Source organism: Pseudomonas sp. WS 5503 (assembly GCF_012985385.1).
GTDB classification, from domain to species: domain Bacteria; phylum Pseudomonadota; class Gammaproteobacteria; order Pseudomonadales; family Pseudomonadaceae; genus Aquipseudomonas; species Aquipseudomonas paracarnis.
In genome coordinates this window covers 142,170-157,647 of record NZ_JAAQWI010000003.1, presented here as the reverse complement: position 1 = coordinate 157,647, position 15,478 = coordinate 142,170, and the positions used below count along the sequence as shown (strand labels likewise).

Genomic DNA, 15,478 nt, shown 5'->3' with positions numbered 1-15,478 from the left:
ATCGCAGGCAAGCCAGCTCCCACATTTGCATTCATATTGCTTGTTAGACAGCGTCTCGAGGCAGCATCAACCCCAGCGGCAGCCGCACCCGCGCTTCCAACCCGCCGCCTTCACGGTTGCGCAACTCGACATTGCCGCCATGCATCGACGCAATCCGCCGCACAATCGCCAACCCCAACCCGGTGCCCTTGCCTCCTCGGGCGCGGTCACCACGGGTGAAGGGGTTGAAGATACCCTCCAGCTCAGCCGGGTCGATTCCTGTGCCACGGTCCATCACGCTCAGCACCACGTAAGGCGCGGCACTGTCGCCAGAAACGTACGCCGCCACTTCCACATCGGAACCGGCATGGTGCAAGGCGTTGCCAATCAAGTTGTTCAGCAGGCGCTTCATCGACACCCGGCGTAATGCGAACGGCTGGATCGGCTCCAGGCGCGTGCGCACCTGCTCACCATTCTGGTTATAGGGCGCAACCACCTCACGCACGAGGTCGGTGAGGTCGACCTCCTCGACCACTTCATCCCGCCCGTCACGGATGAACGCCAGGAACTGGTCCAGAATAGCGTCCATGTCCTCGATGTCGCGCACCATGTCATCGGTGAGGTCGGTATGGTCCCCCATCAACTCCAGGGACAACCGTAATCGCGTCAGCGGCGTGCGCAAGTCATGGGACACCCCCGCCAGCATCAACTCGCGTTCGCGCCCGGCCTGTTCGACATCTTCTGCCATCTGGTTGAAGGCGCCGTACACCTCGGTCATCTCACTGGGCGTGTCGCTGACCGGCAAGCGCACACTGCGCCCCTGGCCCAGTTGGCGAGCGGCAAACACCAGGCGCTTGAGGGGTTGGTTGAGCTGGCGGACGAAAATCCACGCGGACGCCGTTGAAAGCAAGCCAATGGCCAGGAACCAGCCCAACACGTTCCAGATTTTTTGCCCCCTCAGCGGGTGCGGATAAAGCGGAACCTTGATCCAGGCATCCCCCAGGCTTGGCGCTCGCACCCACAGCGCAGGCGAAACATGCATACGCAGCCGCACCTCGGTGTCGGCACCCAACTCGGCCTGCATCTGGCGCTGGTAGATCTCGCTGTAAGGCCAATGCTGCTCGCCTTCAGGCACACCTGCGCCGTCAACCCGCGTCAGCGTCGACGCCTTGGCTACTTTTTCGCGGTTCTCAGGGTCTACCGCCCAATAACCACGCAACGTCAGGGCGACACCATGGCTGTACTGCCGGTCCACCAGCACGTCTTCGTTCATCAACAGATAAACCAGCGTGAGCGCCTTGGAAAACAGAACGACAATAAGCACCAGCCAGAGGGTGCGGGAGAAGAAACTTTGTGGGAACCACAGCGGGGTTTTCATAGATGAAAGCTGCACACCTTGCAGGAACGAGCGGCGCTCGCAGAATTGCAGACGCCGGGCATCCCGTCGACCCTCATGGAGTCAAACGCCAGGATACCCGCCCCTGCAAATCATCGGTCACTTGGTTGCGGTGCCATCCGGCACAAACACATAACCCACACCCCACACCGTCTGGATATACCGCGGCTTGGACGGGTCTGGCTCGATCATCCGGCGCAATCGGGAAATCTGCACGTCGATGGAGCGCTCGAGGGCGTCCCATTCCCGGCCACGGGCCAGGTTCATCAGCTTGTCACGGGTCAGCGGCTGGCGAGCGTTCATCACCAGGGCCTTGAGCACTGCGAATTCGCCGGTGGTGAGCATGTGCACTTCTTCACCGCGCTTGAGCTCACGGGTGGCCAGCGACAATTCGTAATCGCCAAAGGTGACGCTTTCGTCTTCGCTGCCCGGTGCACCCGGTACCGCCGGTGCCTGGCGACGCAACACGGCCTTGACCCGCGCCATCAGCTCATCGGGGTTGAACGGCTTGGCCAGGTAGTCATCAGCGCCCAGCTCCAGGCCCTTGATGCGGCTCAGTTCATCGCCCTTGGCGGTGAGCATGATGATCGGGATCTGATTGTTCGCACCGCGCAGGCGCTTGCAGGCAGTGAGGCCGTCTTCACCGGGCAACATCAGGTCGAGTACGACCAGGTTGAAAACTTCACGCCCTAACAGACGATCCATCTGTTCGGTGTTCGGCACCGCGCGGGCACGATAGCCCTTGGAGTTGAAAAAACGCTCCAGCAGGCTGCTCAGCCCCGGATCGTCATCAACGATGAGAATTTTTTCGCCTTCAGCAGTTTGTGCGGTGCTGCTCATTGGATGCTCCTCTTATCTCGGCGCGCATTATGGCGTAGCTGCCGTTATACGCACCGTGTGCATTGTTAGCAGATTTTTCATCTACTGCCAGCGAACCCGCGCCCTACAAGCTGCGGCGCAGTAGCCCCCAAGGGCAGAACGCTGGTTATAATGCGGCGCCTCCGTGCAGGGCAACGTCAGATCGTTACCGTTTGCTGCCGGGCTTTTTTTACCCGCTTGTCGTGACTTTTTCGATTTCGAGGGTCAATAGCCAGCCTCTTGACCCAGGCAGCGGCGCCAGTCGGGCCGCTCAACCAGCCTCGCCGAGCCTTGTTTTTACGGGCCGGCGCGCTGATTTTAAGAATTTCAGGTGGTTTTATGGACAGCATCAACAGCCGCATCGCCGAGGAACTCGGTGTACGCCCACAACAGGTCGAAGCGGCCGTCGCTCTACTGGATGAAGGCTCCACCGTGCCCTTCATTGCCCGTTACCGAAAAGAAGTGACCGGCAGCCTCGACGACACCCAACTGCGTCACCTGGAAGAGCGCCTGCGCTACCTGCGAGAACTCGACGAACGGCGTATCAGCATCCTCGCCAGCATCGAGGAACAGGGCAAGTTGACCCCTCAACTGGAACGCGACATCAAACTCGCGGACACCAAGACCCGCCTCGAAGACCTTTACCTGCCGTACAAACAGAAACGTCGTACAAAGGGCCAGATCGCCCTGGAAGCCGGCCTGGGTGATTTGGCCGATGGCTTGTTCAACGACCCATCGCTGACGCCAGAAGCCGAAGCCGCCCGTTTTATCGATGCTGAAAAAGGCGTCGCCGACGTGAAGGCCGCGCTCGAAGGCGCCAAGTACATCTTGATGGAGCGCTTCGCCGAAAACGCCAGCCTTCTGGAAAAACTGCGTACCTACCTCAAGCAGGAAGCCATCCTCAGCGCCCGCGTCATCGCCGGCAAAGAGGAAGAAGGCGCCAAGTTCCGCGACTACTTCGAACACGACGAACCGCTCAAAAGCATGCCGTCCCACCGCGCCCTGGCGATTTTCCGCGGCCGTAACGAAGGCATTCTCAGCTCCGCGCTGAAAGTCGGTGACGAGCTGCCGGGCACCATGCACCCGTGCGAAGGCATGATCGGTCAACAATTCGGCATCCAGAACCAGAACCGCCCGGCAGACAAGTGGCTCGGCGAAGTGGTGCGCTGGACCTGGAAGGTCAAGCTCTACACTCACCTGGAAACCGACCTGCTGGGCGAGTTGCGCGACGGCGCCGAAACCGAAGCGATCAACGTGTTCGCCCATAACCTGCACGACCTGCTGTTGGCCGCACCGGCTGGCCCGCGTGCCACCCTGGGCCTCGACCCGGGGCTGCGCACCGGTTGCAAGGTCGCGGTGGTCGACGCCACCGGCAAGCTGCTGGACCACGCCACCGTGTACCCACACGTACCGCACAACAAGTGGGACCAGACCCTGGCGATCCTGGCCGCCTTGTGCGCCAAGCACGCGGTGGACCTGATCGCCATCGGCAACGGCACCGCCAGCCGCGAAACCGACAAGCTGGCCGCCGAGCTGATCAAAAAATACCCAGCCATGAAGATGACCAAGGTCATGGTCTCCGAAGCAGGCGCTTCGGTGTACTCGGCGTCGGAGCTGGCCTCCAAGGAATTCCCGGACCTCGACGTGTCGATCCGTGGCGCGGTGTCCATCGCTCGTCGCCTGCAAGACCCGTTGGCCGAACTGGTGAAAATCGACCCTAAATCCATCGGCGTCGGCCAGTACCAGCACGACGTATCGCAGCTGAAACTGGCACGCGGCCTGGATGCGGTGGTGGAAGACTGCGTAAACGCCGTGGGCGTAGACGTGAACACCGCTTCGGTGGCACTGCTGGCGCGAATCTCGGGCCTCAACGCGACCCTGGCGCAGAACATCGTCAGCCATCGCGACGAAAATGGCGCGTTCAAAACCCGTGCTGCGCTGAAAAAAGTCGCACGCCTGGGTGAAAAAACCTTTGAACAAGCGGCCGGCTTCCTGCGCGTCATGAACGGCGATAACCCCCTGGACGCCTCGGCAGTTCACCCGGAGGCCTACCCGCTGGTGCAACGCATTGCCGCCGAAACCGACCGCGATATCCGTTCGTTGATTGGTGATGCCGCGTTCCTCAAGCGCCTGGACCCGAAGAAGTACACCGACGAAACCTTCGGTGTGCCGACCATCACCGACATTCTGCAAGAGCTGGAAAAGCCTGGCCGCGACCCACGTCCCGAGTTCAAGACCGCCGAGTTCCAGGACGGTGTCGAAGACCTCAAGGACCTGCAACCGGGCATGATCCTCGAAGGCGTGGTGACCAACGTGACCAACTTCGGCGCGTTCGTGGACATCGGCGTGCATCAGGACGGTTTGGTGCATATCTCCGCGCTTTCGGAGAAGTTCATCAAGGACCCACGTGAAGCGGTGAAAGCCGGTGACGTGGTCAAGGTCAAGGTCATGGAAGTCGACATCCCACGCAAACGCGTCGGCCTGTCGATGCGCATGAGCGATACCCCCGGCGAGAAAATCGACGGTGCCCGTGGCGCTCGCCCCGGTTCGGCGCCGCGCCAGTCGCAGAACAACGCCCCGCGCAAGGAAACCACCACCGCCGCGCCAAGCAACAACGCCATGGCGTCGCTGTTTGCCAACGCTAAACAGTTGAAGAAGCGCTGATGGAAATTCCGGCCGGTTTGACCCAGAGCGCATTCAGCGAACTGATCGGCTGCCGCCTGCAACGCCTGGAAGAGGGCGTTGCCGAGGTGGCCCTGACCCTGGAGCCGCACCTGCGCAACCGCGCGGGCAAGCTCCATGGCGGGGCGATTTTCAGCCTGGTGGATATAACCATGGGCCTGGCCTGTTCCAGCGCCCATGGTTTCGACCAGCAGAGCGCCACCATCGAATGCAAGATCAACTATATTCGCGCTGTGGAAGACGGTGAGGTGCTGTGCACCAGCCGGGTGATCCACGCCGGTCGCCGCACCCTGGTGGTCGAGGCCGACGTGTATCAGAGCGAAAGACTTGTCGCAAAAGCACAGGGCACGTTCGCTGTCCTATAGCTCCCCACCCCCGATTTGAGTTAATTTCGGCGCTGCGATAACAGCGTCGGAATTTTCTCGCTGCGCTGTAGCCCAATTCATGGAGTGAAGTCGGCAGATTCAGAGCGGGTCAAATCGACTCAAAACCAGGCGATCACGCCAGTTTCAACTTCACCCTTGTAGACCGTCCTGCCCACCCCCATATTGGGGCGACTGACGCGTGAAGGAATCCAACTTGAGCGAACTTCTCAACCGCCGCCTGGCCCTGCTCGGCAAGCGCGAACACCTCTCCCTGCTAGAGCAATGCTTGCACGGCATCGAGCGCGAATGCCTGCGCGTCACCAACGAAGGTCGACTGGCGCAAACGCCGCACCCCGAAGCCCTGGGCGCCGCGCTGACCAATGAACAGATCACCACCGACTACTCGGAATCGCTGCTGGAGTTCATCACCCCTGCCCTGCCGAACCCGGCCGATACCCTGAGCAGCCTGGACAAGATCCATCGCTTTGCCTACACCAAGCTGGGCAGCGAATACCTGTGGAGCCCCTCGATGCCGTGCCCGTTGCCGGCCGAGGAAGATATTCCGATTGCCTACTACGGCACCTCCAACATCGGCCAGCTCAAGTACGTGTACCGCAAGGGCCTGGCCCTGCGTTACGGCAAGACCATGCAGTGCATCGCCGGCATCCACTACAACTTTTCCCTGCCGGAAGCGTTATGGCCGTTGCTCAAGGAAACAGAAGGGTTTGTCGGCACCGACCGTGACTATCAATCCACGGCCTACATCGCGCTGATCCGTAATTTCCGTCGCTACAGCTGGCTGTTGATGTACCTGTTCGGTGCCTCGCCAGCCCTGGATGCCGGCTTCCTGCGCGGACGCTCGCATCAGCTTGAAGTCCTCGACGCCGACACGCTGTACCTGCCCTACGCCACCAGCCTGCGCATGAGCGACCTGGGTTACCAGAGCAACGCCCAGGCCGGCCTGACGCCGTGCTACAACGATTTGGCCAGCTACACCGACAGCCTGCGCGAAGCGGTGGCAACACCCTACGCGCCCTATGTCGAAGTCGGCACGCACAAGGATGGCGAGTGGGTGCAGCTCAATACCAACATCCTGCAGATCGAAAACGAGTACTACTCCAACATCCGTCCCAAGCGCGTGACCTACACCGGCGAGCGGCCGATCCAGGCGTTGATGGCGCGCGGCATCCAGTACATCGAAGTACGCTGCCTGGACATCAACCCGTTCCTGCCGATGGGTATCGACCTGCCAGAGTCGCGGTTCCTCGACGCATTCCTGCTGTACTGCGCGCTGAACGACAGCCCACTGTTCGCCAACAACGAGTGCGGCAACGCCACCTCCAACTTCCTCAGCGTGGTCAAGGAAGGCCGCCGTCCGGGCCTGCAATTGCAGCGTGACGGCCAGCCGGTGGATATGAAGGAGTGGGCGGCCGAGTTGCTGGAGAAGATTGCCCCGCTGGCCGACCTGCTCGATCAGAGCCATGGCATCACCGAGCACAGCGAGGCATTGGACGCCCAGTTGGCCAAGGTCAAGGACCCATCCCTGACGCCGTCGGCGCAGGTGTTGGCAGCCATGGCTGAGCGCAAGGAAAGCTTTGCGCAGTTCTCCCTGCATCAAAGCGAAGTCCATGCCGAATACTTCCGCAAAGAACCTTTGGCGCCTGAGGAACAAGCGCACTTTGAAGAACTGGCCCGTGCGTCGCTGGCGCAACAGGCAGAGCTGGAGCAGAACGAAGTAGGCGATTTCGATGTGTTTGTCGGTTCGTACCAGGCAAGCATCCTCGCCATCAGCAACTAACCTCAGGCTCGCTCCCCTGTGGGAGCTGGCTTGTGTGGGAGCTGGCTTGCCTGCGATATCGGTGGGTCAGCAACCCACCTGTTGACTGATACACCGCTATCGCGGCAAGCCAGCTCCCACATTATTCTGCCAGCCTGAAAACAGGCTTCGCCATTTACCCTCATAAGCTAATTCGAAAAAGTTATTTATTTTCTAATTCTTAGATCATTTAGTCTCCTCTCACGCCGACCCTCGGCCGCCTGATTGAGGAGCTTCCCTTTGAAACTGCTGACCCCTCTGCGCCTGTTGGCCGCATTGTCCCTGGCCGGTGCCAGCCTGTTTGCCCAGGCGGCGGACGTGACCATTGCGTATCAGACCACCGTGGACCCGGCCAAAGTCGCCCAAGCCGACGGCGCCTATGAAAAAGCCACCAACGCCAAGATCGACTGGCGCAAATTCGACAATGGCGCCGACATCATCGCTGCCATCGCGTCCGGCGACGTGCAGATCGGCTACCTCGGTTCCAGCCCGCTCACCGCCGCGATAACCCGTAAAGTCCCGGTGCAAACCTTCCTCGTCGCCACCCAGATCGGCGGCGCCGAAGCCCTGGTGGCGCGTAACGGTTCGGGGATCAACAGCCCTCAGGACCTGGTCGGCAAAAAAATCGCTGTGCCCTTCGTTTCCACCGGCCACTACAGCCTGCTCGCCGCCCTTAAACACTGGAACATCGACCCGGCCAAAGTCACCATTCTCAACCTCGCCCCGCCGGCCATCATTGCCGCCTGGAAGCGCGGTGATATCGACGCCACCTATGTCTGGGACCCAGCCCTGGGCGTGGCCAAGGAAACCGGCAAGGTGCTGATCACCTCCGGGGAGCTGGCCAAGTTCGGCGCGCCGACGTTCGATGCCTGGATCGTGCGCAAGGACTTCGCCGAGAAGCACCCAGAGATTGTCACCGCCTTCGCCAAGGTCACTCTGGATGCCTACGCCGCCTACCGCAAAGACCCACAAGCCTGGCTCGCCGATTCCGGCAACGTCGACAAACTGGTGAAACTCTCCGGCGCCAAGGCCAGCGATATCCCGTTGCTGCTGCAAGGCAACGTCTACCCGTTGGCCGCCGACCAGGTAACGCTGCTGGGCGCACCGACCACCAAGGCCGTCACCGACACCGCTGCGTTCCTCAAGGAGCAAGGCAAGGTCGAGGCCGTGCTGCCCGACTACGCCCCTTATGTCAGCGCCAAGTTCATTACCAACTGACTCAGGAGTTCACTGCGATGGCCTTGCTACAACTGGAGCGCATCAGCGCACAGTACCCAGGCGCCCCGGAACCGGTACTGTCCGATATTTCACTGGAGCTTGGGCCCCAGCAATTGCTGGTCGCCCTGGGCCCGTCCGGCAGCGGCAAGACCTCGTTGTTGAACCTGATTGCCGGCTTCGTCGAACCGTCTGCCGGGCGTATCACCCTCGATGGCGTGCCGGTCAAAGGCCCCAGCGCCGAGCGCGGCGTGGTGTTCCAGGACGATGCCCTGCTGCCCTGGCAGGACGTGCTGGCCAATGTGGCTTTCGGCCTGGAACTGGCCGGCGCGCCCAAGGCGCAGCGCGACGTGCGGGCGCGTGAAATGCTCGCGCTGGTGGACCTGGCCGGTTTCGACAACCGCCGCATCTGGCAACTCTCCGGTGGCCAGAAGCAACGCGTCGGCCTGGCGCGTGCGCTGGCGGCCGACCCGCGTGTACTGCTGATGGACGAACCCTTCGGCGCCCTGGATGCCTTCACCCGTGAACAGATGCAGGAGTTGCTGCTGCAAGTGTGGCGGCGCACGGCCAAGCCGGTATTCCTGATTACCCACGACATTGAAGAAGCGGTGTTTCTCGCCACCGACTTGATCTTGCTGGCGCCCAACCCCGGCCAGATCGTCGAACGCCTGCAGCTGGATTTCGGCCAACGTTACGCCGCCGGTGAATCAGCCCGCGCAATCAAATCCGACCCGCGCTTTATCGAAACCCGTGAGCATGTGCTGGGCAAAGTGTTCTCCCAACGGCAGGTGTACGCATGAGCAGCTACGAACTTCCCGCCACGGCCACCGAGCCTGCGACACATGCCGTGATCCCGCTGCGCCGTCGCCTGAGCACGCGCTGGATCAGCCTGCTGACCCTGGCGGCCTTGCTTGCCCTGTGGTGGGCGGTGACCGCCACCGGTTTGATCGAACCTTTGTTCCTGCCGCCACCGTCCGCCGTGTTGCAAAAAGGCTGGCTGCTGGCAACCACCGGCTACATGGATTCCACTTTGTGGCAGCACCTGGGCGCGAGCCTCAGTCGCATCGGCCTGGGCCTGGGCTTTGCAGTACTGACCGCCGTGCCGGTGGGGATCGCCATCGGTGCCAACCGTATCGCCCGTGGCATTCTCGATCCGCTGATCGAGTTCTACCGGCCGATTCCGCCCCTGGCCTACCTGCCGTTGATCGTGATCTGGTGCGGCATTGGCGAGCTGTCCAAGGTGCTGCTGATCTACCTCGCTATCTTCGCCCCGATTGCCATCGCCACCGCCACTGGGGTGCGCACCGTCGACCCGGCCAAATTACGCGCGGCGCAGTCGTTGGGCGCCAGCCGCGCGCAACTGATTCGCCATGTGATCCTGCCCAGCGCCCTGCCCGATATCCTCACCGGTGTGCGCATCGGCCTGGGCGTGGGCTGGTCGACCCTGGTGGCGGCCGAGTTGATTGCCGCCACCAGCGGCCTGGGCTTCATGGTGCAGTCGGCGGCGCAGTTTCTGGTCACTGATGTGGTGGTGCTGGGCATCCTGGTCATCGCCCTGATCGCCTTCGCCATGGAAATGGGCCTGCGCGCCCTGCAGCGTAAATTAGTGCCCTGGCATGGCCAAGCACACTGAGTGAAGAACCCACAATGAGCAGCCTGACCGTTACCCCATTAAGCTCCGCCCTGGGCGCCCAGATCGGCGGCGTCGATATCACCCAGCCGCTGACTCCCGAACAGCGCGACGCCATTGAACAGGCGTTGCTCGACTATTCGGTGCTGTTCTTCCGTGACCAGCCGATCACCCCTGCACAACAGGCACGGTTCGCGGCAAACTTTGGCGACCTGCACATCCACCCGATCTACCCCAACGTGCCGGAACAGCCCGAAGTGCTGATCCTCGACACCGCCGTCACGGATGTGCGTGATAACGCGGTGTGGCATACCGACGTGACGTTCCTGCCCACGCCGGCCCTGGGCGCTGTGCTCAGCGCCAAGCTGCTGCCAGCCTTCGGCGGCGATACCTTGTGGGCCAGTGGGATTGCGGCGTATGAGGCATTGTCCGAGCCGTTAAAGCGCATGCTCGATGGCCTCACCGCCACACACGACTTCACCAAGTCGTTCCCGCTGGAGCGCTTTGGCAACACCGCCGAAGACCTTGCGCGCTGGGAAGCGACCCGCAAGAAAAACCCGCCGCTATCGCACCCAGTCGTGCGCACGCATCCGGTGAGTGGGCGTAAATCGCTGTTCGTCAGCGACGGATTCACCACCCGAATCAATGAACTGGAACCGGCCGAAAGCGAGGCCATTCTCAAGCTGCTGTTCGCCCACGCCACCCGCCCGGAATTCACCATTCGCTGGCGCTGGCACGAGAATGATGTGGCGTTCTGGGATAACCGCGTCACCCAGCATTACGCCGTGGATGACTACCGGCCGCAGCGGCGGGTGATGCACCGGGCGACGATTCTTGGGGATGTGCCGTTCTAACGCTTGGCGACAGATCGTTCCCACGCTCTGCGTGGGAACGCCTCCTGTGACGCTCTGCGTCACGACTTTAAAGCGGACGCCGAGCGTCCGGGGCTGCATTCCCACGCAGAGCGTGGGAACGGTCACCCAGTGGTGTAAGGTTATTCAGCAGTGGATGGCTTTTCCCACAGGTTGATCCCACCTTCCTGCGCAAACCTATCAATCTCCGCCAGTTCTTCTGCACTGAAGCTCAAGTTCTTCAACGCCCCGACGTTCTCGATAATCTGCTCCGGCCGGCTTGCGCCGATCAGCGCACTGGTTACCCGTGGATCACGTAACGTCCACGCCAGCGCCAACTGGGCCAGGCTCTGGCCACGGCGTTTGGCGATTTCATTCAGGCCGCGTACATGGGCGATGTTGGCTTCGGACAGGTGTTGGGCCTGCAACGAGCCACCACCCGGACGATTGACCCGCGCATCGGCCGGTACCCCGTTGAGGTATTTATCGGTCAACAAACCCTGGGCCAGCGGCGTGAAGGCGATCACCCCGGCGCCGAGTTCTTCAGTGGTGTCCAGTAGGTCTTTTTCCACCCAACGGTTGAGCAGGTTGTAGGCCGGCTGGTGGATCAACAACGGCACTTTCCACTCGTTGAGCAACGCTGCGATTTCGCGGGTTTTAACCCCGGAGTAAGACGAGATACCGATGTACAACGCCTTGCCTTGTTGCACGGCAGTGGCCAGGGCGCTGGCGGTCTCTTCCAGGGGCGTGTCGGGGTCGAAGCGGTGCGAGTAGAAAATATCCACATAATCGACGCCCAGGCGTTGCAGGCTCTGGTCCAGGCTCGCCAATACGTATTTACGCGACCCGCCACCCTGGCCGTAAGGGCCGGGCCACATGTCCCACCCGGCTTTGCTGGAGATGATCAACTCGTCGCGATAGTGCTTGAAGTCTTCGCGCAGCAACCGACCGAAATTGATCTCGGCGCTGCCGTAGGGCGGGCCGTAGTTGTTGGCCAGGTCGAAGTGGTTGATACCCAGGTCGAACGCGGTGCGCAGCAATGCGCGCTGGGTGTCGATCGGGGTGCTGTCACCAAAGTTGTGCCACAATCCCAGGGACAGTGCCGGCAGCACCAATCCACTACGGCCTACGCGGCGATAAGGAATAGATTCATAGCGGTTTTCGGCAGCAATGTACGTCATCGAATCCTCTCTTGATCTAGGGCAAATAAGGCCCGGGAATAGGCATATTCCCGGGCCTTTTAAGCAGCTGAATCGCTTAAGTCTGCCTCTTCCTTTTACAGCAAAGACCTACTTGAGAGGAACGCTATCAGCGCACCATGTGCAAGAACTGCAGATGGCGCTCGTACTGGTCGAGGATGTCATTGATGATCTGCTCCTTGGTGTAGCCCACCAGGTCATAGTCCTGGCTGCCCTCACTCAAGTGCACTTCGGCCCGATAGTAGCGGCGGTTGTTGATCTCTTTCTTGCCAATGCCGCCCAAGGCGAACGACGGTGTGAAATAGCCACGCATCTGCACCTGGTAGATGAACGGACGTTCTTCACCATGGCCGATTTCGAGGCTGACGCTGTCGTTGGACGGGTCGGGCTGGGTCACCACGGTAAGGCCCTTCTCGACAAACACTGCGGTCACTTCCTCAATCGCCGGGCGCACCGTGGTGTCGAGGAAACGGTATACCTCATCGCGGGATGGGAAATGCACCGCCTGGCTCAAACGCTGGCGCCAGCCACCTCGACCTTTGCGCGAAGCGGAGATCGGTGCCAGGGAATGCAACTGCGCGATCTGCTTTTGCGACTCCAGGTAGAACGCCTTGTGCAGCCCCCACATCATCAGCAGCAGGATCAGCGAGAACGGCAGCGAGGTCAGTACCACCGCAGACTTGAGCGAGTCGATACTGCCGGCGAACAGCAACGCACTGGTGACCAGGGCGGTCATCGCGCCCCAGAACACACGCAGCCACTTCGGCCCGTCTTCATCCGCGTTGCCGCCTTTGGACGAGAGGGTGGACAGCACCACAGTGCCGGAGTCAGCCGAGGTCACGAAGAACACAAAGCTGATGAACACCGTGATCGCGATCACCGTCTTGCTCCACGGGTAGGTTTCCAGCAGCAGGTAGAGGCTCATCGATGGGTCATCGATCGCCGACTGGCCCAGTGCAGCCATGCCATGGTTGAGCACCTGGTCGATGGCGCTGTTACCGAAGATCGACATCCACGCCAGGGTGAAGCCCAGTGGAATCAGCAGCACGCCAAACACGAATTCGCGAATGGTGCGGCCACGGGAAATGCGCGCGATAAACAGGCCCACGAACGGCGACCATGCGATCCACCAGGCCCAGTAGAACACCGTCCAGCCGCCCAGCCAGTCGCTCGGCTTGTTGTAGGCGTACACATCAAAACTCTTGGTGGGCAGCGCCCCCAGATAGTCACCGATGTTCTGGATCAAGGTGTTGAGCAGGTGCTGGGTAGGCCCGGCGAACAACACGAACAGCAGCAGCGCACAGGCCAGCAGCATGTTGATGTCGGACATCACCCGCACGCCCTTGTCGACGCCGGCCACGGCCACGATGATCGCCGCGCCCATCATCAGGGTGATCAGGCCCACCTGGATCCACTGGGTGTGGGCAATGCCAAACAGGTAGTCCAGGCCAGAGTTGAGGTGCAGTACGCCAAAGCCCATGTCGGCGCCCAGGCCGAACACCGTGGCAATGATGCCAAAGCCATCCACCGCGTAACCGATAGGGCCATTGATGCGCTTGCCGATCAGCGGGTACAGCGCCGAGCGCAACGCCAGCGGCAGGTTATGCCGGTAGGCGAAATACGCCAGGGCCATGCCGACAAACGCGAACACGCCCCAACCATGCAGGCCCCAGTGCAGGAACAACACCTGCATGGCCTGGCGCGCCGCATCGGCGTTCATTGCTTCGCCCTGGGGCGGCTGCACCAAGTGCGTCAGCGGCTCCGAGACGCAAAAGAAAAACAGCGTGATGCTGATCCCGGCGGCGAACAACATGCCGGCCCAGGACAGGTAACTGAATTCGGGCTCGTCGTGGTCGGCACCGAGTTTTATCTTGCCGTAGCCCGATAGCGCGGTGACCACCACGAAGACCAGATACAGCGTCATCGCCAGCATGTAGTACCAGCCGACCGTGTTGGCCGCCCAGTTTTGCGCCGCCAGCAGCCAGGCACCGGCCTGTTGCGGGATAGCGATGACCGTGATGCCGAACAGCAGGATGACGGTGGCGGCAAAGTAGAAAACGGGCGCATTCATGCGCACCATGCCGCTGGAAGGGGTGGACGATGCACTCATGAACGATGCACCTCAAGGTTGCGGGATATGGCTGTAAAAAACGGACTCAGCAAAGGTAAGCCTCCTGTTGTGAGCGGGCAGCGAACCACCGGTTTAACTTGAACGAACGTTCAAGTTAAACATGAATAGGCGGTCTTGGACTAATCGCAGGGCTGAGTGGTAGGTGTTTCCTACACTAGCTCAGGGATTGGTATGACGCGTGGAGGAGACGAATCGTTCAGCAACCCGACGGTGAAATACATACGAAATGTGGGAGCTGGCTTGCCTGCGATAGCGCTGGGTCAGCCACCCATCTGTTGACTGATACACCGCTATCGCAGGCAAGCCAGCTCCCACACTGACCGGCGTTTGACTCAGGTATTACTTCTGCGCCCCATCATCATGCTGCAAGTTCGCCTGGGTGATATTCGCCCCGGCCGGCACGCTGCGGGTCAGCCACACATTGCCGCCGATGGTCGAACCCTGGCCAATGGTGATCCGCCCCAGGATCGTCGCCCCGGCGTAAATCACCACATCATCTTCAACAATAGGGTGACGCGGGTGGCCTTTCTGCAATTGCCCATCTTCATCCGCCGGAAAGCGTTTGGCGCCCAATGTCACGGCCTGGTAGATGCGCACGCGCTCGCCGATGATCGCGGTCTCGCCAATCACCACGCCTGTGCCGTGGTCGATAAAGAAACTCGGGCCGATCTGTGCGCCGGGGTGGATATCAATACCGGTGGCCGAGTGGGCGATTTCCGCACTGATCCGCGCCAACAGCGGCAGGCCGGCGCGGTACAGGTGGTGGGCCAGGCGATGGTGGATCACGGCCAGGATGCCCGGGTAGCACAACAGCACCTCATCCACACTGCGTGCGGCCGGGTCGCCGTGGTAGGCGGCCAGTACGTCGGTGTCCAGCAGGCTGCGCAAGGATGGCAACGCCAGGGCGAAATCCTGGATCAGGCGAATGGCGTGGGCGTTGACTTCGCTGTCGTCCTCACCGCTCTGGCGCGCGGCATAGCGCAACTCCAGGCGCGCCTGGGCGAGCAAGGCGTTGAGCGCGACGTCGAGGGTATGGCCCACGTAGAAGTCTTCGCTTTCTTCGCGCAAGTCCGCCGGGCCCAGGCGCATCGGAAACAGGGCGCCGCACAAGGCCTCAAGAATCTGCGCCACCGCCTCGCGGGACGGCAACTCGCGGCCACCATGCTCGCCACTCAAGCGCCCATTGCGCGTTCGCCACTGGTCGCGGGCGCCGCGCAGTTGGCTGACGATGGTCTGCAATTGCCAATGACTGGAACGCTCACTCACGGTATTCACTCCTGACGAAATGGCCATCACTTTACGGTATGCACCTAGGCAGCTCTTAAGAACCAATGGTGTGGAGCTAAGAACCTTTAG

12 protein-coding genes are annotated in these 15,478 nt (G+C 61.3%); 7 read left to right on the top strand and 5 right to left on the bottom strand.

All coding sequences use genetic code 11. The features are described from left to right. Positions 1 to 43 precede the first annotated feature (43 nt). Both HBO10_RS09840 and ompR read right to left on the bottom strand, forming a co-directional pair. Positions 44 to 1,357 carry an ATP-binding protein gene (locus tag HBO10_RS09840; RefSeq protein WP_003187671.1) on the bottom strand — a complete coding sequence of 438 codons (1,314 nt, stop codon included), beginning with the start codon at positions 1,355 to 1,357 and terminating at the stop codon, positions 44 to 46. A gap of 117 nt (positions 1,358 to 1,474) precedes the next feature. Continuing rightward, positions 1,475 to 2,215: a two-component system response regulator OmpR gene (ompR, locus tag HBO10_RS09835; RefSeq protein WP_003187669.1), complete on the bottom strand. Its 741-nt coding sequence runs from the start codon at positions 2,213 to 2,215 to the stop codon at positions 1,475 to 1,477. A 357-nt stretch (positions 2,216 to 2,572) separates the two neighbouring features. On the opposite strand from ompR, the gene HBO10_RS09830 reads away from it, so the two are divergent. The 7 genes from HBO10_RS09830 (at position 2,573) to tauD (ending at position 10,795) form a co-directional block, all read left to right on the top strand. Continuing rightward, positions 2,573 to 4,897 (top strand): Tex family protein, encoded by a 2,325-nt coding sequence (locus HBO10_RS09830; RefSeq protein ID WP_034125495.1) that lies wholly within the window; start codon positions 2,573 to 2,575, stop codon positions 4,895 to 4,897. Then, positions 4,897 to 5,280 (top strand): PaaI family thioesterase, encoded by a 384-nt coding sequence (locus HBO10_RS09825; protein ID WP_052199927.1) that lies wholly within the window; start codon positions 4,897 to 4,899, stop codon positions 5,278 to 5,280. The genes HBO10_RS09830 and HBO10_RS09825 overlap by 1 nt, the downstream gene beginning before the upstream one ends. Positions 5,281 to 5,494: 214 nt before the next feature. Next, positions 5,495 to 7,078: a glutamate--cysteine ligase gene (gene gshA / locus HBO10_RS09820; protein ID WP_034125494.1), complete on the top strand. Its 1,584-nt coding sequence runs from the start codon at positions 5,495 to 5,497 to the stop codon at positions 7,076 to 7,078. Positions 7,079 to 7,336: 258 nt separating this feature from the next. After that, entirely contained in the window at positions 7,337 to 8,314 is a 978-nt protein-coding gene (gene tauA / locus HBO10_RS09815) for a taurine ABC transporter substrate-binding protein (protein ID WP_034125493.1), read from the top strand. 17 nt (positions 8,315 to 8,331) lie between these two features. After that, positions 8,332 to 9,111, top strand: a complete 780-nt coding sequence (gene tauB, locus HBO10_RS09810; RefSeq protein ID WP_034125492.1) for a taurine ABC transporter ATP-binding subunit — start codon at positions 8,332 to 8,334, stop codon at positions 9,109 to 9,111. Then, positions 9,108 to 9,944: a taurine ABC transporter permease TauC gene (gene tauC / locus HBO10_RS09805; RefSeq protein WP_034125491.1), complete on the top strand. Its 837-nt coding sequence runs from the start codon at positions 9,108 to 9,110 to the stop codon at positions 9,942 to 9,944. Before tauB ends, tauC begins: the two co-directional genes overlap by 4 nt. A gap of 14 nt (positions 9,945 to 9,958) precedes the next feature. Further along, entirely contained in the window at positions 9,959 to 10,795 is an 837-nt protein-coding gene (tauD, locus tag HBO10_RS09800) for a taurine dioxygenase (protein WP_034125490.1), read from the top strand. A gap of 140 nt (positions 10,796 to 10,935) precedes the next feature. On the opposite strand, the gene mgrA is transcribed toward tauD, so the two are convergent. The 3 genes from mgrA to epsC all read right to left on the bottom strand — a co-directional run bounded on the left by mgrA (position 10,936) and on the right by epsC (position 15,388). Beyond that, a complete protein-coding gene (mgrA, locus tag HBO10_RS09795; protein ID WP_034125489.1) occupies positions 10,936 to 11,973 on the bottom strand; it encodes an L-glyceraldehyde 3-phosphate reductase in 1,038 nt (345 codons plus the stop codon). Positions 11,974 to 12,100: 127 nt separating this feature from the next. After that, positions 12,101 to 14,062: a choline transporter BetT gene (betT, locus tag HBO10_RS09790; protein ID WP_169921995.1), complete on the bottom strand. Its 1,962-nt coding sequence runs from the start codon at positions 14,060 to 14,062 to the stop codon at positions 12,101 to 12,103. 399 nt (positions 14,063 to 14,461) lie between these two features. After that, positions 14,462 to 15,388 (bottom strand): serine O-acetyltransferase EpsC, encoded by a 927-nt coding sequence (gene epsC, locus HBO10_RS09785; protein WP_014716464.1) that lies wholly within the window; start codon positions 15,386 to 15,388, stop codon positions 14,462 to 14,464. Between the last annotated feature and the right edge of the window lie 90 nt (positions 15,389 to 15,478).